Source organism: Nocardia sp. NPDC003999 (assembly GCF_053604885.1).
Genome location: NZ_JBSGIB010000006.1, coordinates 338953 through 356084 on the forward strand (window position 1 = coordinate 338953; position 17132 = coordinate 356084).

Below are 17132 nucleotides of genomic sequence, written 5' to 3' on the forward strand. Positions count from 1 at the left end.
CACGGTCGCACCCGAATCCCGTGTCCTTCCGCCTGCGGGAGGTTCCTCTCCGGTCGTCGGCAGGTACGCAGCATCATCTGCACTACGCGGCCCCGTATTATCTCGGGGAACCTTCGTTGTCCCTGCGGAAGAAAGCGCGAATCTCGTTGAGGCTGGGGGCGCCCGGGGAGATATCGGGCAGGTCGGGCAGGTCGTCGAGGTCGTCGTCGATGGGTGCGGCGAGCGCCTCGGCCTGCTGCTTCGCCCGGTGCGCCGCGGCCAGGGTGACCTCCACGATCGCCCTGCTCAACTGCTCCGGTGTCTGGCGCATCGCCGCGGCCGTGAGGCGCAGGTCCGTCAGCACGCCGGCGGCGTCCACCGTCACCTCTACCGATTGGTCGGGAGAACTCGCCTGCGTGCGAGCATTCTCCAGTTCTCGGAACACATCGGCGAGCCGACCCTGCTGACGTTCGAAGGAGTCGAGGAGATGTTCGAGCTGGTTGCGCATGCCGTTGTTGGCCGAGCGCAGGCCTTCGCGCTCCCATCGATCCATGCCACGACCTTCCGACTCGAATTCCTCAGCGGACAGCGACGACCGCGGACCTCCGAACGTGCCCATAATGATGACCGACAGGTGCGTGGTTCACCGCTGGTGGGAAGGGAGAAAGAACCAGACGCCGTCCGCCCGGGCCGAGGCGGGTCTCATCGCCGGTCCGGCACCGCCGCACGCGACATCGTCACCAGCAGCCGACCCAGCACCTTCTGCGGGCCGTTGGCCTCGTCGTCACTCGATTCGACCGCGGCGAATCCCTCGGCCAGCGCCCTGCCCGGAACGAATAGACCCTGCTCGAAACAGTCGTCGCCGAGCTGCGCCCGCCACCGCTTGTAGCCGGCGACCACCCGGCTCAGCGTCTGGCCTCGGGGGTCGTCGATCCGCACGTATTCGGTGATGAGCGCGCGTTGCGCCTCCTTGTGCGCCCGGAACCCGCCGATGAGGTCGATCGCGGCGCCGAGTTCCCGCAGGATCGCGGCATACATCGGTCGCCGTGGAGGACCGGATCGGGTCGTCGCCCGGGAACGGCCGGCCAACGTCCGAGGATCGATCACAGCAGCGTGAGCCAGTACGATCCACGGCGCCACCTCACCGGATCGCTTTGCCGTGCTGCGATCCTCGACGGAAGACAGCGAATCCGTCACATCCCGGATCTCGACTCCGCGCAGCACGACCGGCATCCGCGGGAGGACGGTGTCGACAGCATCGGCGATGTCCTGGACCGTTGCCGCGGCGATACCCGCCGCGTCGAATCCGACGATTTCGATGTTGTGCCGAGCGGCCATCTCCCGAGCGATCCGCATGGCCTCGGCATCGGTTGCTCGGTGAGCCCGCACGCCTGCGGGTTTCGGGGCCCGCTTCCGCCCGAGACGAGCCGGCTCCGGCTTCTTGCCCGCGGGCGGGCGGTGCGGGGTGCGCGGAGGAGATATCCGAGGCGGGGTTTCGTTCGCCGGCGCGGCCGAGGGGCTCGGAGCCTTTGCCCAAGGGGTGCCCGACCCGTTCCGCGTCCACGGCGTACCCGCCGGCGGCTTGCCGGCGTCCTTGCGGCCGCCCGGCATCGTCTGTGGACCCGCCTGCTGCCTCGTCGGTGTATCCGCCGGCGCTCCCTGCCGCTCTGCGCCGTTACCGGGCGTCGTCGGCGATCCGGTCTCGGCCGCCGGGGGTTGGTCACCGGATTTGTCCTGCGATTCGGTTTCTGGAGGATTGGTCGTCGAATCGTCCTGCTGTCCGGATTCCGGAGGTTGCTGTCCGGACTCTGCGGGCTGCTGGCCAGGATTCGCGGGCTGCTGACCGGGTGTCGGGGGTTGCTGGCCGGATGTCGGTGGTTGCTGTGTATCGACGCGGTCGTTCGGGGTGTCCGGCTGCGGGCGGGCGGAGTCTCCGTTCGCCGTGCGATCGAACGTGCCCGGCGACCGTACGGAATCGTCTGTGGGACTGAGAGATTCGCTAGACGTCGTCTGCGGAATGGGTCCTGCCGACCGGTTCTGGCTCGGTGCGTTCGTGTACGGGATGCCATCGTCGGCCGAGTTTCGGATGTTCCGCCTGCCGTCGTGGTCCCGGTCCTCGAACGCATCGGCCGCATCCTTCATCGCGGAACTCATCGCCCGTATGTCCGCGACGAGGTCGTCGAACCCCTCCAACGTACGGTCGGCACCGGGCTTGTAGGTGTGGGCGAACGTCTCGCCGGCTTCGTCGTCACCCCAGAACTCACCCTCGTCGGCGAGTGCCGCCTTCAGCTCGTTCGCCACCCGTTCGGCGTCCTCGGCCGCCTGCCGCAACTCCGCCGCCGATTCGCGCAGCTGGGCGAGGTCGACCGACAGTGATTCGGCCACGCGATCCCCTAGGTCGATATCGAGACGGCCCGGCCGTCTTCGGCTGCTGAACGGGACGTCGCGCATCGGCGAACCGCCACGCGCTGGGCCGACCCGAGCCGAAGCATAAGCGACGGTCGCTGGTGTTCCCGTCGGCGGGAACGTGGTGGCCGCTTGCCCGGGCCGACGTTATGCCCCGGGCTGGCTAGCTCGTTGGGACCGGCCGGTTCGAGACCACAAGGTTGTAGCACTCCCTTGGGTGGGTGCTGCTGCGCTGTCGATCTACTGCTGACTGCTCTGCTGTGGTCGCGAATGGCGAAAGCCGCCACCATCTGTGGGATGGTGGCGGCCTTCGTTGTTCGGTGCCTGGGGTCAGCGGGTGAAGAGCAAGGCTCGCTTGACTTCCTGGATCGCCTTGGTGACCTCGATGCCGCGGGGGCAGGCGTCGGTGCAGTTGAAGGTGGTGCGGCAGCGCCAGACGCCTTCGACGTCGTTGAGGATGTCGAGGCGTTCGCGGGCGGCTTCGTCGCGGCTGTCGAAGATGAAGCGGTGGGCGTTCACGATCGCGGCCGGGCCGAAGTAGCTGCCGTCGCTCCAGTACACGGGGCATGAGGTGGTGCAGCAGGCGCACAGGATGCACTTGGTGGTGTCGTCGAACCGGGCGCGGTCGGCCTGGCTCTGGATGCGTTCGCGGGTGGGCTCGTTGCCCGAGGTGATCAGGTAGGGCTTCACCGCGCGGAACGCGTCGAAGAACGGCTCCATGTTCACCACGAGGTCCTTCTCCACGGGCAGGCCGCGGATCGGCTCGACGGTGACGGTGATCGACTTGCCGTTCTTGGGCAGCATGTCCTTCATCAGCACCTTGCAGGCCAGCCGGTTGACGCCGTTGATCCGCATGGCGTCGGAACCGCAGACGCCGTGCGCGCAGGACCGGCGGAAGGTGAGCGTGCCGTCCAAGTAGGACTTGATGTAGATCAGCAGGTTCAGGAAGCGGTCGGTCGGCAGCGCGGGCACCTGGAAGGACTCCCAGTGCGCGCCCTTGTCGTCCTCCGGATTGAACCGGGCCACCTTGACGGTGATCATCACGGAGCCCTCGGGGACCGGAGCGGGCGTCTGCGAAGAGGGTGCTTCGGCAACAGCAGTCATCAGTACTTACGCTCCATCGGCTCGTAACGGGTCTGCACCACCGGCTTGAAGTCCAGGCGGATGTCCGAAAGGAGCTCCGAGCCCTCCTTGTAGGCCATCGTGTGGCGCATGAAGTTCACGTCGTCGCGGTCCGGGTAGTCCTCGCGGGCGTGGCCGCCGCGCGATTCCTTCCGGTTCAGCGCGCCGACCACGGTGACCTCGGCCAGCTCGAGCAGGAAGCCGAGCTCGACGGCCTCGAGCAGGTCGCTGTTGTAGCGCTTGCCCTTGTCCTGCACGGTGATCCGCGCGTAACGCTCCTTGAGCGCGTGGATGTCGGTGAGCGCCTGCTTGAGCGTGTCCTCGGTGCGGAACACCGAGGCGTTGTTGTCCATCGACCGCTGCAGCTCGGTGCGGATGTCGGCGACCCGCTCGTCGCCGTGCTCGCTCAGCAGCTGGGTCAGCCAGTCCTGCACCATCTGCGCCGGGTTCTCCGGCAGCTCGACGAACTCGCTGCGCTGCGCGTGCTCCGCGGCGGCGATGCCGGCGCGGCGGCCGAACACGTTGATGTCCAGCAGCGAGTTGGTGCCCAGACGGTTGGCGCCGTGCACCGAGACGCACGCGCACTCGCCCGCGGCGTAGAGGCCGGGGACGACGTCGCTGTTGTTGCGCAGCACCTCGCCGCGGATGCGGGTCGGGATGCCGCCCATCACGTAGTGACAGGTCGGGAACACCGGCACCAGTTCCTTCACCGGGTCCACACCCAGGTAGGTACGGGAGAACTCGGTGATGTCGGGCAGCTTCTCCTCGAGCACGTCCTCGCCGAGGTGGGTCACGTCGATGTAGACGTAGTCCTTGTTCGGGCCCGCGCCGCGACCCTCCAGCACCTCGAGCACCATCGAGCGGGCGACGATGTCACGCGGCGCGAGGTCCTTGATGGTGGGGGCGTAGCGCTCCATGAACCGCTCGCCGTCGGCGTTGCGCAGGATGCCGCCCTCGCCGCGGACGGCCTCGGAGATCAGGATGCCGAGTCCGGCCAGGCCCGTCGGGTGGAACTGGTGGAACTCCATGTCCTCCAGCGGCAGGCCCTTGCGGAACACGATCGCCATGCCGTCGCCGGTCAGGGTGTGCGCGTTCGAGGTGGTCTTGTACATCCGGCCCGAACCGCCGGTGGCGAACACGATCGACTTGGCGTGGAAGACGTGGATGTCGCCGGTGGCCAGCTCGTAGGCGACCACGCCGGTCGCGACCGGGCCGCGATCGGTGTCGGTGAGCACCAGGTCCAGCACGTAGAACTCGTTGAAGAACTCCACGTCGTGCTTGACGCAGTTCTGGTACAGCGTCTGCAGGATCATGTGGCCGGTGCGGTCGGCGGCGTAGCACGCGCGGCGAACCGGGGCCTTGCCGTGATCGCGAGTGTGCCCGCCGAAGCGCCGCTGGTCGATCTTGCCCTCGGGCGTCCGGTTGAACGGCAGGCCCATCTTCTCGAGGTCGAGCACCGCGTCGATGGCCTCTTTGGCCATGATCTCCGCGGCGTCCTGGTCGACCAGGTAGTCACCACCCTTGACGGTGTCGAAGGTGTGCCATTCCCAGTTGTCCTCTTCGACGTTGGCCAGCGCGGCGCACATGCCGCCCTGGGCCGCGCCGGTGTGGCTACGGGTGGGGTACAGCTTGGTCAGCACCGCCGTCCGAGCACGCGGGCCGGCCTCGATCGCGGCGCGCATGCCCGCGCCGCCCGCGCCGACGATGACGACGTCGTAGCGGTGCTCCTGGACAGGACGAGATTCACTCATGCGAGGGGGCCTGTTCCTAACTGATGTTGGGGTCGAAGGTGAAGATGACGTAGGTGCCCACGCCCATGATCAGGATCATCGAGACGGCCAGCAGGGTCTTGAGCCAGAAGCGGGTCGAGTCCTTGCGGGAGTAGTCGTCGATGACCGTGCGCAGGCCGTTGCCGCCGTGCAGCTGCGCCAGCCACAGCATGGTCAGGTCCCAGAACTGCCAGAACGGGCTGGACCAGCGGCCTGCGACGAAGGCGAAGTTGAGTCGCTTCACGCCGCCGTCGAGCAGCAGCATGATCGCCATGTGGCCGAGTACAAGCACGATCAGCAGCAGGCCGGAGAAACGCATGAACAGCCAGGCGTACTTCTCGAAGTTGTTGTTCGAGCGCGCGCGCGGCGAACGCGGCAGGTCCAGGCTGGCCGGACGGTCGTAAGACTTTCCGATGACAGGTGCGCTCATTTTCAGTGCTCCGTGAACAGGTAGAAGAACTGGCGCCCGATCGCGGGAACGGCCAGCAGGAACCAGATCGCGAGAATGATCCAGAGCATCAGGCGCTGGTACTTCGGGCCCTTGGACCAGAAGTCCACCAGGATCACGCGGACGCCGTTGAGCGCGTGGAACAGGACGACGACGACCAGGCCCATCTCCATCAACGCCACGATGGGCGTCTTGTAGGTCTCGATCGCTTCGTTGTAGGTGTCCGGGCTCACGCGCACCAGGGCGGTGTCCAGCACGTGGACGAAGAGGAAGAAGAAGATGGTGACGCCGGTGATCCGGTGCAGCGCCCACGACCACATTCCGGGGTCGCCTCGGTACAGCGTCTTCCGCTTCGGCTGGGCCGGAGCTTCAATCGTGGTCATAGAGTGCGGTGCCTCCAACGTCGTTGATGGACCCGGTTTCAGATCCGACGCCGACGGCGTGGCGGGCGAATGCCCAGGTGGCTGTACTCCGGCCCGTCGCAGGGAACCTGAACCGATCTGTTCTGGACTCTAATCCTCCAGCAATCCCGGAACTAATTCGGCGTACCGTGCGTTGCGCGACACCGGATCGGGTTAGGCTTACCTTTCTTGATGGGTGCGGGGTTCCGTCGTGGTCCTTGCGCGGCCGTGATCGGCTCGGTCCCGAAGGGGTTCTCTGTGTCGGAAATCGACTGGAAATTATTGCGCGACAACGCTTTTCAAGTCATGCACAACGCCTATGCGCCGTACTCGCGGTTTCCGGTCGGCGCCGCGGCTCTCAGTGTCGATGGCCGAACAGTGAGCGGTTGCAATGTGGAAAATGTCTCATACGGTTTGGGCCTGTGTGCCGAATGTGTACTCATCGGTAACTTGATTTCGGGGGGTGGGGGGCGTCTTCGGGCCATCTCCGTCACCGATTCTCGCGGCGAAATCCTGATGCCCTGCGGGCGCTGCCGCCAACTGCTCCACGAGCACGGTGGAGGCGATCTCTTGGTGGATCACAAGGCCGGGCCGGTGCCGTTGCGCACACTGTTGCCGGATGCGTTCGGCCCGGACGACCTGGACGCCGGGCAGGTATAGGCCGGATCCGTGAATCGGCGGACGACCTCGACTCGGCGCGCACAGCCGAGGCGGCGCGCGCGGTTCCGTCCCATCGGCGAGAACCCGGGTGTGCGTCGGCCCATGCCAAACTGTCGACCGTGACGGCACTGGACGCGGTTTCGATCATCACGACCAAGCGCGACGGCGGTGAGCTGTCGGACGCGCAGATCGACTGGGTGGTCGACGGCTTCACCCGCGGCGCGGTGGCCGACGAGCAGATGTCGGCGCTGGCCATGGCGATCGTCTGGCGCGGGATGACGCGGCGAGAGACGGCGCGGTGGACCGCCGCGATGATCGCGTCCGGGCGGCGCATGGACCTCACCGGTCTGCCGCGCCCGACCGTGGACAAGCACTCGACCGGCGGCGTGGGTGACAAGATCACGCTGCCGCTGGCGCCGCTGGTCGCGGCGTGCGGCGCGGCGGTGCCGCAGTTGTCCGGGCGCGGTCTCGGTCACACCGGCGGCACCCTGGACAAGCTGGAATCCATCCCCGGCTGGCAGGCGGACGTGCCCGCGTCGCGGATGCGAGATCTCCTGACCGATCCGGCCATCGGCGCGGTGATCTGCGCGGCAGGCGCCGACCTCGCGCCCGCGGACCGACGGCTCTACGCCTTGCGCGACGTCACCGGCACGGTCGAATCGATCCCGCTGATCGCCAGCTCCATCATGAGCAAGAAGATCGCCGAGGGCACCGCGGCGCTGTTGCTGGACGTCAAGGTCGGCTCCGGCGCGTTCCTGAAGACCCTCGCCGGGGCGCGCGAGCTGGCGACCGCGATGGTCGAACTCGGCGACGACGCGGGTGTGCGGACGGTCGCGCTGCTCACCGCCATGGACACCCCGCTCGGCCGCACCGCGGGCAATGCCATGGAAGTCGCCGAATCGGTGGAGGTGCTCGCGGGCGGTGGTCCCGCCGACGTCGTCGAGCTGACCATCGCCTTGGCTCGCGAGATGGTCGCGCTGGCCGGGCTGGACACCGACCCCGCGGACGCGCTGGCCGACGGCAGGGCGATGGATCACTGGCGGACGATGATTCGCGCCCAGGGCGGCGACCCGGACGCGAAGCTGCCCACCGCGAAACACACCGAGACCGTGCGCTGCGACGCCGACGGCGTCCTGACCAGGCTCGATGCGCTGGGTGTCGGCATCGCCGCCTGGCGTCTGGGGGCGGGCCGGGCGCGTCAGGGCGATCCTGTTCAGTTCGGCGCGGGCATCGAAATGCACGCCAAGCCGGGCGATACCGTGACAGCGGGACAGCCGCTGCTCACTCTGCACACCGATACTCCCGAGGCGTTCCCCGGCGCGATGGAAGCTCTGCGCGACGCCGTCACCATCGGAACCGATGCCGTGCCCATTCCGGGCCAGCTGGTTCTCGATCGGATCACGTCCTGAGCTGTCCGCGGTGTCCCCTCGGGACTGACCAATGGGCGGTCGAGGGGTCGTTCCGTCTCGTGGGCTCAGGGTCGCACCTCGGCGGGAATGTCGATGCTCGTCTCGGCGCCCACACCGGTCCAGCGGCTCACCTGCTTGCTTGCTCCACACGTCCTGTCCCGGCCGGGCCTCCGCCGTACTCGACCGTTCGGCCTCTCTAAGAGGCTCGACCGTTCGGCCTCTGTAAGGGGTGAGGATCACCAGGCTCCCGATCCGGAATCAGCGCACATACGCGCTTGCGGTCCACGGTCCCTGCGTCGGTGGCCGGTCCGAGGGGCTGCGGTACTCCGGCCTGTCGTGGGCCGCACACGTGACGCGCGGGTGACGCAGAACCGGTCGGTGTCCGGTTGTGGACCGGGCAGCATCCGGCGGGCAACGAGATGGTTGTTACGGCCGAAGTCGGCTGCCGTTTCGGCCCGCTGCGGCTACCGTCGATACATGACTGGACCGATGCCTCTGACCCTCGCCTCGATCCGCCAAGCGCCGAAAGCGCTGCTGCACGACCACCTCGACGGTGGCCTGCGGCCCGCGACGGTGCTCGACCTCGCCGCCCAGTGCGGCTACGAGGATCTACCCGCCGACGACGAGGCGTCGCTGGCGGCCTGGTTCCGCGACGCGGCCGACAGCGGATCGCTGGAACGGTACCTGGAGACCTTCGCGCACACCGTCGCCGTGATGCAGACCCCCGAGGGCCTGCGCCGGGTCGCCCGCGAATGCGCCGAGGACCTCGCCGCCGACGGCGTGGTGTACGCGGAGGTGCGTTTCGCCCCCGAACAACACTTGGAGCGCGGTCTCACGCTGGACGAGGTGGTCGAGCACACGCTGACCGGGTTCCGCGAAGGCGAGGCGGCCGCCGCCGAGGACGGGCACCCGATCGTGGTGACCTGTCTGCTCACGGCGATGCGGCACGCCGCGCGCTCGCGGGAGATCGCGGAGCTGGCGGTGCGCTTCCGCGATCGCGGAGTGGGCGGTTTCGACATCGCCGGCGCGGAGGCCGGTTACCCGCCGAGCAGGCACCTGGACGCGTTCGAATACATGCGCGCCAACAGCGCGCACTTCACCATCCACGCGGGCGAGGCCTTCGGTCTGCCGTCCATCCACGAGGCGCTCGCGTTCTGCGGCTGCGACCGGCTCGGCCACGGCGTGCGGATCACCGACGACATCACCGTGCCCGGCGCGGTCGAGGACGCACAGCTCGGGCTGGTCGCCAACTATGTCCGCGACCTGCGCATCCCGCTGGAGCTGTGTCCGTCGTCGAACGTGCAGACCGGCGCGGTGCCCTCGCTGGACAAGCACCCCTTCGACCTGCTGGCCCGCCTGCGTTTCCGCGTCACGGTCAACACCGACAACCGGCTGATGAGCGATACCAGCATGAGCCAGGAGATGCTCAAGCTGGTCGAGACGTTCGGCTACGGCTGGAGCGACCTGGAACGGTTCACCATCAACGCCATGAAGTCGGCGTTCATCCCGTTTCCCGAGCGGTTGCGGATCATCGACGACATCATCAAGCCCGGATACGCGGTCCTCATCGGGTAGCGCTGTTCATAGGACGGATTGCGGGCGCGCACGAGGGTAGGCGGCGCCGGATCACCGCGCGGCAGCGAGGTTCCGCAGTCGGCAACCGGTTCGCTAGCGTGGCGACTATGGCGACTTTGCGCATCCCCCGCCGGTTCAACGGACCGCCCGACTCCGGCAACGGTGGTTACGTGGCCGGTCTGCTCGCCGACCGGCGCCCCGAGCCGGCCGTCACCGTGGTACTGCGGAGTCCGCCGCCCTTGGAGACGCCGCTCGACGTGCGGGACGAACGGCTCTACGACGGGGACAAGCTGATCGCCGAGTCGAAGGGCGGTGAACTCGAACGCGACGCACCGCGTCATGTCGCGTTCGACGACGCGGTGGAGGCGACACGCAGCTACACGAGCATCGAGATGTTCGCTTCCTGCTTCGTCTGTGGCAGCTGCCGGGCGGACGGTCTGCGCATCGAACCCGGCAGGCTCGATGAGAACCGAGTCGCCGCGCCGTGGGTGCCCGACGCCACCGTGCCGCTGGGGCCGCCGCTGCTGTGGGCCGCGATGGACTGCCCTGGCGGCTGGTCGCTGCCCGGCATGCTCGAACGTCCCGCGCTGCTCGGCTCGATGACCGCCACGGTGCACGGCATCCCGCACGTCGACGAGCGCTGCGTCGTCGTGGGCGAGTTCCACGGCGAGCAGGGCCGCAAATGCTTCGCCTCGACCGCGGTCTACAGCGCCGACGGACGCCTGCTCGGGCAGGCCGAGCAGGTCTGGATCCGCTTGACCTGATTACTGCTTGTCGAGCCGGGACTCCAGGTTGCGTTCCAGTTCCCGCCAGGCCTGGGACTCGGCGGCGAACGGCGGGTTGGGCGCCAGCCGGGTGGGGTCCGGGTTCAGCAGGTAGGAGACATACCAGCCCAGCGGGGTGGACTGGGCCAGGGCTTGTTCCACCGTGTCGTCGTCGGCGTAGTCGGCGGCGTCGGTGAACAGTTCGACCGCCAGGTCCAGCTGCTCGATGTCGACCGCCTCCGGGCCTTCGGCCAGGTCCTCGGCCAAGCCGGGCAGCACGTAGACGTTCTCGTCGGTGACCTCGACCTCCAGCGAGCCGTCCACCGCCGCGGTCTGCACATCGGCGAAGGTGCTCACGCGGGACAGATCGTGCTCGTGGTCGTCGGCGAGGTAACGGGCCAGCGCCCGTTCGGAGGAGAACACGGTGATCGAGCCCTTGGAGCCGAGGAAGATCGGCTCGTCGTCGAGGTAACAGCGCAGCGTGAAGACACTGCCCTCGGACGTGATGATCTTGACCGGGTCGATGCCGACCTCGTGCCAGAACGACTCGTCCTCGTCTTCCTCGTCCTCGTCTTCCTCTTCGTCGAGGTCGACGGGCTCGAACTCCTCGTCCTCGTCGCTGTCGGCCGCGTCGTCGGCGTCGACCACGTTCTCCTCGGCGGCCAGCAGTTCGGCCTCGGCGACCGCGACCGCCTCGGCGTCGACCTCGGGCGTCCGCACCACGGAGTCGATGGCGTCCAGAACGTCGTCCCAGCCCTTGGCGATGGCCGCGCCGATCTGGTCCCACAGCTCCTCGCCGTCGCGACCGACGAACGCGCTCACGCCGCCGGGCAGCGCGCCGAGCACCGGATGCGAGCCGAAGAACTTGGTCACCGTCTCCAGTTCGCACACCTCGCCGATGTTGCGGACCATGCCGAGCGTGTCCTCCAGCTCGGCGACGGTGTCGACGTCGGGCTCGCCCGCCGCCAGCTCCGGCACCGCGACCAGGTCGAAGGAGAAGTTCTCCTCCGGCTCCAGTTCGACCGCCGACAGACCCGCGATGACCTTCCAGGCCGGATGGTCCACCAGGTCGTTGTCGGCGTTGGTGCGGATGAATGCGGCCAGCTCCGCCACGGACTCGAAACCGTAGAGGGCGTCCTCGTGACCGAGGAACGCCTCCCACTCGTCGTCACCGTCTCGCCAGCGCGGTGCCCACAAGGTGACGAGATCGCCGTCGGTCAGGCCGAGCTCGATCGGGACGATGTCTCCAGAAGCCATGTGCGGAAGCCTATCGACCTTCCGCGTCAGGCACTATCCGGCCCGCCCCCATTCGTCCCCGCGGGCGGCTCCGCCGCGGGGACGAACGACTCGTTCAGTGTCGCAACGACCTTGGACCGCTGTGCGCCGGCGTCCTCGGCGGCCTGTCTGCACGCCCAGACGATCAACTGTCCGACCTCCGCGGGCGGCAGCGAGGTGACCGATTCCGCCAAGGTCAGGCCGACCAGCGCGCCATCGCTGTTCACCTCGACGCTCACCGCGCCGTCCTCCGAGGTGAACCGCCCTCGTACCTGCTTCAGTCCGTACAGCGCGGCTTCCAGCGCCTCCAGTTTCTGGGTGGCCGACGTGACCAGGGCGTCCATTTCCGCACTCATACCGGCCTCATCCAGCTCGTCGGTCCCGTGTCCGCGTCGTCGATCCGGTCCAGCTCGTCCACCGCCTGCTGGCGGGTGGGCAGGCCGAGCCGGTCGAGGATGTCCGAGGGCATGCCCGCCTCGGCGAGCAGTTCGCGCCGCCGCGCCCGCGCCGCGATGGCGGAACGCTGGGTGAGCCGCAGGATCTCGTTCGCGAGCGACTGTGCGCCGTAGCGGTATTCGCTGCGCTCGAACTTGATCTCCACCGGCATGCCCTGGTCGGTGGCGCGCACCGAGATGGTGCCCGACCGGTTGCTGCTGGCCGCGACCGTGACATTCGGGACTTGGGGTCGGGTCATGCCGTCGGCCTGTAGAAGCCGTGGAAGTCCATGCCTGAGTTCTCCGTTCGAATCGAGCTGATCTGGACCGGGTCACCCGCCTCGACGAACTGCCCGTTGCCGATCACCATGGCCACGTGGCCGTCCCAGATCGCGAGGTCGCCTGGCATCAGGTCACCGGCCGACACCGGTGTGGCCCCGTTGCCCTGGTCGGCCGCGAGCCGGGGCAGGTCGACGCCCGCCTCGCCGTAGGCGTATTTGGTGAGCCCGCTGCAGTCCAATCCGGCGCCCGGGCTGTTGCCGCCCCAGACGTAGGGCGTGCCGACGGCGCCGATCGCCGACCGGACCGCTGTGGCGGCCTGTTCGTTGGGGGCCTCCACGACGCTGCCGTCGGGCAGCGTGATCTTCACGCCCTTGCCGTCGTCGGGCGCCCCCGACGAACCGGTGTCCGGCCGGGGCGTACCCGACGACGTGCCGGGTGTGCCACTGGAACTGCGCGAGGACAGCGACTGCAGCGGTGTGGCCATCACGGTGCTCAGTAACGACCCCGCACCGTTGAGCACGCCGGACGCGGCGGACGCTGCCTGCTGCACGCCGGCGGCGGGCACACCGGCGAGCGACGTGGTGGGCGGCGGCGGGGTCAGGTCGTTCATCGACGCGGTGTGCGTCTGCAATTCGTTCTGCACCCGGCCGACGACGTTGAGCGCCTGGTTGAGGTGGTCGATCGCCGAGCCGACGAGCACCGTCAGACCCTCCGGCGTCGCCAGGACCGGACCCATGCTCGCCGCGGTGTTCACGAACGACTGCGCGATGTCGGTGAGTTCCTTCTGACCTGTCTCGACCTCGCCCGCGGCCTGCTTCACGACCGTGGCCATGTCGTTGCCGCGATCGGAGATGGTGGCGGCGGTGGTCTGCACGCGCAGCGCTTTTGCGGTGGCCGCGTCGGCGGCGCGGCCGTCCCACGCGGCGTTCATCTCGTTGATGCTGTCGCGGCCCATCTGATGGATCTGGTCGACCACGGTCGAGGTGCTGCGCAGCGCGTCGGTGGGACCGCCCGCGGGCAGCACACCGCTGCCGAAGCTGGCGAGCAGGTCCAGGATCGGCTGGGCCAGTGCGTTGACATCGATCACGCGCTCACTCCAGCTCGGTGGCCGCGCTCCGCAGCGCTCCGGCGTGGGCGGCGTCGGTTTCGGTGAGGACGGCCGCGGACCCGGTGGCCGCGCCGCCCATGCTGGTCAGCACCGCCGACAGCTGCCCGATCGAGGCCACGTGCCCGGCGTGCGCCGCGGCGTAGGCCGCCATGAAGTCACCGCCGATCAACCCCATGATCGGGCCGAGCAACGCGGGCTCGGCCGCCGCCGCGCTCACCCCCGCCGCCGCCATCTCACCGGCCATGACGTGCGCGGTCGCACCGTAGGCCGCGATGCCTTCGGTGTCCGCCGACATCTTTCGCATCAGAGCTTCCCCCATCTGTTGTTCCCAGGCAGAGTACGTCATCCACTTGGTTCGACGCGCGCTGTTCCGTTTCGGTTCCGCCGCTTCGGAAAAAAAGTCCGGTGGCGTCCGGCGGGGCGTCCGCGACCGACCTTATCGTTCCCTCATGCGCACCCACACCGTGGACCATCCACTCGTCGCCGCCCTGATCACCACCATGCGGGACGAGCGAACACCGAATCCGGCTTTCCGTGCCGCACTGCGTGATCTGACCGGAATCCTGATCTACGAGGCGCTGCGCGACGCGGAGGTGGAGCGCTTCGAGATCGTCACCCCGGTCGCTCCCACCGAAGGCGTCCGGCTGGCCCACCCGCCGCTGCTGGTTCCGGTGCTGCGCGCCGGACTCGGCATGGTCGACGCGGCCGCCGAGCTGATCCCGGACGCCAGAATCGGATTCGTCGGTCTCGCCCGCGACGAGGACACGCACCTGCCGGTGCCCTACATGGAATCACTGCCCGCGGATCTGGCCGGGCTGCCGGTCTTCGTGCTCGACCCGATGCTGGCCACGGGCGGCTCGATGCGGCACACCCTGGAGCTGCTCGCGGCACGCGGCGCCACCGACATCACCGCGGTGTGCGTCGTCGCTGCTCCGGAAGGAATTGCGACACTGGCTGATTCGGGTCTGCCGGTGCGGCTGGTCACCGCCGTCGTCGACGCGGGCCTGAACGAGAACGCCTATATCGTGCCCGGTCTCGGCGACGCGGGCGACAGGCAATTCGGCCCGCGCTGAATCTCTGCGGGTCAGAATTTCCGGCAGAAGTCGCGCAGCGCCGAGAGGCGTTCGCGTGCGGCGGCTCGCGCGGCCGGAAGATCGGCGCGCGAGCCGACCGGTTCGACCACCTCCAGATAGCACTTGAGCTTCGGCTCGGTGCCGGAAGGGCGCACGACCACGCGGGACGAAACACCCTGGAAGATCAGCGCGTCGGTGCGCATCCGGCCACGTACGCGGAACTGATCGGTGTACTCCACCGGCTCGCCCGCGATCTCGTGCGGCGGATCCGTCCGCAACCGCTCGACCGCGGCGGCGGCCGCCGCGGCCGAGGCGAGTCGCAACGACACCTGATCGCCCGCGTGCAGGCCGAATTCCACCGCGTAGTCGTCGAGTTCGTCGTTCAGGTCGCGGCCCGCGGCCTTCAACCGGGCCACCAGGTCGGCGGCCAGCACGGCCGCGGAGATGCCGTCCTTGTCCCGGACCGCTGCCGGGTCGACGCAGTGGCCGATCGCCTCCTCGTAGGCGTACACCAAGCCGTCGCCCGCCCGAGCCAGCCATTTGAATCCCGTGAGCGTTTCCGCGTAGCGGCCGCCGCGCGCGGGCGCCAGCTTCGACAGCAGCCGCGAGGACACGATGGTCGTCGCCACCAGCGCATCATCCGGGGCGGTGCGCAGCACGCAGTCGCCGAGGAGCACGCCGGTCTCGTCGCCGCGCAGCATCCGCCAGCCACCGTCCGGCCGCGGGACGCCGACCGCGCACCGGTCGGCGTCCGGATCGAGCGCGATCGCCACGTCGGCGCCGACTCGTGCCGCCGTCGCGAGCAGCAGATCGGTCGCGCCGGGTTCCTCCGGGTTCGGGAACGCGACGGTGGGGAAGTCGGGGTCCGGCCGGAACTGGTCATCGACCACATGGACATCGGGAAAACCCGCCGCGCGGAGCGCTTCGACAGCGAGTTCGCCGCCGACGCCGTGCAGCGGAGTGAGCGCGATCCGGATTCCGGCGCGCGCGCCGGATCCGCCGATCCGGGCGGGCAGTCCGGCGACGCGGTGGAGATAACGCCGCACGAGGTCGTCGTCGGCGGGAGTGACCGGCACGCGGTCGATCGGCTCGGCGACCGCCTCGATGCAGCGCTCGATCTCGGCGTCGGCCGGGGCGATCAACTGCGACCCGCCGTCGAGGTAGACCTTGTAGCCGTTGTCGGTGGCCGGATTGTGCGAGGCGGTGATCTGCACGCCCGCGACCGCGCCCAACTCACGCACCGCGTACGCGACCACAGGCGTGGGCAGCGGACGCGGCAGCAGCGTCACCGGGAAGCCCGCGGCGGCGAAGATCTCCGCGGTCGCCGCGGCGAACTCGGCGGAACCATGCCTGGCGTCGCGGCCGACGACCACCGCGCCGCCCCCGAGGCAGCGATCACGCAACCACGCCACGAGGCCGGCGGTCGCCCGGCTCACCGTGGTGACATTCATGCCGTCGGGGCCGTCGCGCAGCGGCCCGCGCAGGCCTGCCGTGCCGAAGCGCAGCATCTACACCCGTTCCAGCACGCCGCGCAGCAGTTTGCCGAGGCGGGGCGCGGCGGCGTGGCCTTCGGCGAGCACCTCGGCATGGGACAGATGCGCGCCCGTGACCCCCGCGGCCAAATTGGTGACCAGCGAGATGCCCAGCAGCCGCGCACCGAGCGCGCGGCAGGCGATGGCCTCGAGCACGGTGGACATGCCGACCAGATCAGCGCCGATGGTGCGCAACATCCTGATCTCGGCGGGCGTCTCGTACTGCGGCCCGGTGAGCCCCGCGTAGACGCCCTCGGCCAGGCTCGGGTCGATCTCCCTGGCCAGCGCCCGCAACTCCGGATCCCAGGCGTCGACCAGGTCGACGAAGGTCGCGCCTGCCAGCGGCGTGCGGCCGGTCAAGTTCAGATGGTCGCTGATCAGCACCGGCTCACCCACCCGGAGACCCGAGCGGATACCGCCCGCGGCGTTGGTCAGCACGATGATCTCCGCGCCCGCGGCCACGGCCGCCGACACCGGGTGCACCACATCGGCGGGCTGATACCCCTCGTAGAGATGCTGGCGTCCCATCAACAGCAGCACAGCGTTGTCGTCCACCTGGACGGAATGGATCATGCCGACATGGCCCTGCGCGGTCGGCTTCCCGAAACCGGGCAGCTCCGGCATCGACACCGACGCCCGCGGCGCCCCGATCTCCGCTGCCGCGTCCTGCCAGCCGGACCCCAGCACCACCGCGACCCGGTGGCGTGACACTCCCGTACGTTCGGCGATCGCCTCGGCGGCCTGTTCGGCAAGCATGATCGTCACGATAGTGGATTTCAGCGCATGCGGCGCTGGGTGTTCGCGGCCCTCTTATGGCTCGCGTTTGCGCGACCGCCGCTTGCTCCTTCGTCGCGTACGCGGCGCGGGCCCGGATTCTCCAGGTCCGGACGGAACA

The 17132-nt window shown here is 68.9% G+C and carries 18 protein-coding genes; 5 read left to right on the top strand and 13 right to left on the bottom strand.

The genetic code is table 11. The annotated features are described in order from the left end of the window. Positions 1 to 97: 97 nt before the first annotated feature. The 6 genes from ACWESM_RS16125 to sdhC all read right to left on the bottom strand — a co-directional run bounded on the left by ACWESM_RS16125 (position 98) and on the right by sdhC (position 6107). Positions 98 to 532 carry a YbaB/EbfC family nucleoid-associated protein gene (locus ACWESM_RS16125; protein WP_355079073.1) on the bottom strand — a complete coding sequence of 145 codons (435 nt, stop codon included), beginning with the start codon at positions 530 to 532 and terminating at the stop codon, positions 98 to 100. 149 nt (positions 533 to 681) lie between these two features. After that, positions 682 to 2364, bottom strand: coding sequence for a hypothetical protein (locus ACWESM_RS16130; RefSeq protein ID WP_397282012.1), 1683 nt, complete (start codon positions 2362 to 2364; stop codon positions 682 to 684). A 351-nt stretch (positions 2365 to 2715) separates the two neighbouring features. Further along, positions 2716 to 3489, bottom strand: a complete 774-nt coding sequence (locus tag ACWESM_RS16135; protein WP_355079083.1) for a succinate dehydrogenase iron-sulfur subunit — start codon at positions 3487 to 3489, stop codon at positions 2716 to 2718. Continuing rightward, positions 3489 to 5258 carry a succinate dehydrogenase flavoprotein subunit gene (sdhA, locus tag ACWESM_RS16140; RefSeq protein ID WP_355079085.1) on the bottom strand — a complete coding sequence of 590 codons (1770 nt, stop codon included), beginning with the start codon at positions 5256 to 5258 and terminating at the stop codon, positions 3489 to 3491. The genes ACWESM_RS16135 and sdhA overlap by 1 nt, the downstream gene beginning before the upstream one ends. A gap of 16 nt (positions 5259 to 5274) precedes the next feature. Then, a complete protein-coding gene (locus ACWESM_RS16145; protein ID WP_039796191.1) occupies positions 5275 to 5706 on the bottom strand; it encodes a succinate dehydrogenase hydrophobic membrane anchor subunit in 432 nt (143 codons plus the stop codon). 2 nt (positions 5707 to 5708) lie between these two features. Next, entirely contained in the window at positions 5709 to 6107 is a 399-nt protein-coding gene (sdhC, locus tag ACWESM_RS16150; protein ID WP_083863252.1) for a succinate dehydrogenase, cytochrome b556 subunit, read from the bottom strand. Positions 6108 to 6383: 276 nt separating this feature from the next. Between sdhC and ACWESM_RS16155 the strand changes: the two genes are divergently transcribed. The 4 genes from ACWESM_RS16155 (at position 6384) to ACWESM_RS16170 (ending at position 10533) form a co-directional block, all read left to right on the top strand. Beyond that, the gene (locus tag ACWESM_RS16155; protein ID WP_356964662.1) at positions 6384 to 6785 is read left to right on the top strand and encodes a cytidine deaminase; all 402 of its coding nucleotides are present in this window, start codon (positions 6384 to 6386) and stop codon (positions 6783 to 6785) included. A 119-nt stretch (positions 6786 to 6904) separates the two neighbouring features. After that, positions 6905 to 8194 carry a thymidine phosphorylase gene (locus tag ACWESM_RS16160; RefSeq protein ID WP_364437753.1) on the top strand — a complete coding sequence of 430 codons (1290 nt, stop codon included), beginning with the start codon at positions 6905 to 6907 and terminating at the stop codon, positions 8192 to 8194. A 477-nt stretch (positions 8195 to 8671) separates the two neighbouring features. After that, a complete protein-coding gene (locus tag ACWESM_RS16165) occupies positions 8672 to 9769 on the top strand; it encodes an adenosine deaminase (RefSeq protein WP_355079094.1) in 1098 nt (365 codons plus the stop codon). A gap of 107 nt (positions 9770 to 9876) precedes the next feature. Further along, positions 9877 to 10533 carry a hypothetical protein gene (locus tag ACWESM_RS16170; RefSeq protein ID WP_364437749.1) on the top strand — a complete coding sequence of 219 codons (657 nt, stop codon included), beginning with the start codon at positions 9877 to 9879 and terminating at the stop codon, positions 10531 to 10533. Here the strand turns inward: ACWESM_RS16170 and ACWESM_RS16175 are convergent, their stop codons facing one another. The 5 genes from ACWESM_RS16175 to ACWESM_RS16195 are packed head-to-tail and all read right to left on the bottom strand — an operon-like array spanning position 10534 to position 13936. Continuing rightward, the gene (locus tag ACWESM_RS16175; protein ID WP_452492335.1) at positions 10534 to 11790 is read right to left on the bottom strand and encodes a primosomal protein; all 1257 of its coding nucleotides are present in this window, start codon (positions 11788 to 11790) and stop codon (positions 10534 to 10536) included. A 26-nt stretch (positions 11791 to 11816) separates the two neighbouring features. Then, positions 11817 to 12164, bottom strand: a complete 348-nt coding sequence (locus tag ACWESM_RS16180; protein ID WP_355079100.1) for a YbaB/EbfC family nucleoid-associated protein — start codon at positions 12162 to 12164, stop codon at positions 11817 to 11819. After that, entirely contained in the window at positions 12161 to 12502 is a 342-nt protein-coding gene (locus tag ACWESM_RS16185; RefSeq protein WP_067803443.1) for a hypothetical protein, read from the bottom strand. Before ACWESM_RS16185 ends, ACWESM_RS16180 begins: the two co-directional genes overlap by 4 nt. After that, on the bottom strand, positions 12499 to 13611 hold the full coding sequence (locus ACWESM_RS16190) for a C40 family peptidase (protein ID WP_452492337.1): 1113 nt from the start codon (positions 13609 to 13611) through the stop codon (positions 12499 to 12501). Before ACWESM_RS16190 ends, ACWESM_RS16185 begins: the two co-directional genes overlap by 4 nt. Before the next feature lie 4 nt (positions 13612 to 13615). Beyond that, a complete protein-coding gene (locus ACWESM_RS16195; RefSeq protein WP_355079104.1) occupies positions 13616 to 13936 on the bottom strand; it encodes a hypothetical protein in 321 nt (106 codons plus the stop codon). 145 nt (positions 13937 to 14081) lie between these two features. Here ACWESM_RS16195 and upp point away from each other — a divergent pair, with 145 nt between their 5' ends. Then, positions 14082 to 14705: a uracil phosphoribosyltransferase gene (gene upp, locus ACWESM_RS16200; protein WP_355079106.1), complete on the top strand. Its 624-nt coding sequence runs from the start codon at positions 14082 to 14084 to the stop codon at positions 14703 to 14705. An 11-nt stretch (positions 14706 to 14716) separates the two neighbouring features. On the opposite strand, the gene ACWESM_RS16205 is transcribed toward upp, so the two are convergent. After that, positions 14717 to 16213: a phospho-sugar mutase gene (locus ACWESM_RS16205; protein WP_452492339.1), complete on the bottom strand. Its 1497-nt coding sequence runs from the start codon at positions 16211 to 16213 to the stop codon at positions 14717 to 14719. Continuing rightward, the gene (locus ACWESM_RS16210) at positions 16214 to 16993 is read right to left on the bottom strand and encodes a purine-nucleoside phosphorylase (RefSeq protein ID WP_355079110.1); all 780 of its coding nucleotides are present in this window, start codon (positions 16991 to 16993) and stop codon (positions 16214 to 16216) included. It lies immediately after the preceding gene. Positions 16994 to 17132 lie beyond the last annotated feature (139 nt).

Excerpts from the sequence above, each read along its gene's own strand:
- ACWESM_RS16145 (WP_039796191.1), bottom strand. The coding sequence starts at position 5,706 with ATGAGCGCACCTGTCATCGGAAAGTCTTACGACCGTCCGGCCAGCCTG.
- sdhA (WP_355079085.1), bottom strand. The coding sequence starts at position 5,258 with ATGAGTGAATCTCGTCCTGTCCAGGAGCACCGCTACGACGTCGTCATC.
- ACWESM_RS16135 (WP_355079083.1), bottom strand. The coding sequence starts at position 3,489 with ATGACTGCTGTTGCCGAAGCACCCTCTTCGCAGACGCCCGCTCCGGTC.
- ACWESM_RS16170 (WP_364437749.1), top strand. The coding sequence starts at position 9,877 with ATGGCGACTTTGCGCATCCCCCGCCGGTTCAACGGACCGCCCGACTCC.
- ACWESM_RS16125 (WP_355079073.1), bottom strand. The coding sequence starts at position 532 with ATGGATCGATGGGAGCGCGAAGGCCTGCGCTCGGCCAACAACGGCATG.
- ACWESM_RS16185 (WP_067803443.1), bottom strand. The coding sequence starts at position 12,502 with ATGACCCGACCCCAAGTCCCGAATGTCACGGTCGCGGCCAGCAGCAAC.
- upp (WP_355079106.1), top strand. The coding sequence starts at position 14,082 with ATGCGCACCCACACCGTGGACCATCCACTCGTCGCCGCCCTGATCACC.
- ACWESM_RS16180 (WP_355079100.1), bottom strand. The coding sequence starts at position 12,164 with ATGAGTGCGGAAATGGACGCCCTGGTCACGTCGGCCACCCAGAAACTG.
- sdhC (WP_083863252.1), bottom strand. The coding sequence starts at position 6,107 with ATGACCACGATTGAAGCTCCGGCCCAGCCGAAGCGGAAGACGCTGTAC.
- ACWESM_RS16205 (WP_452492339.1), bottom strand. The coding sequence starts at position 16,213 with ATGCTGCGCTTCGGCACGGCAGGCCTGCGCGGGCCGCTGCGCGACGGC.
- ACWESM_RS16165 (WP_355079094.1), top strand. The coding sequence starts at position 8,672 with ATGACTGGACCGATGCCTCTGACCCTCGCCTCGATCCGCCAAGCGCCG.
- ACWESM_RS16175 (WP_452492335.1), bottom strand. The coding sequence starts at position 11,790 with ATGGCTTCTGGAGACATCGTCCCGATCGAGCTCGGCCTGACCGACGGC.
- ACWESM_RS16210 (WP_355079110.1), bottom strand. The coding sequence starts at position 16,993 with ATGCTTGCCGAACAGGCCGCCGAGGCGATCGCCGAACGTACGGGAGTG.
- ACWESM_RS16195 (WP_355079104.1), bottom strand. The coding sequence starts at position 13,936 with ATGCGAAAGATGTCGGCGGACACCGAAGGCATCGCGGCCTACGGTGCG.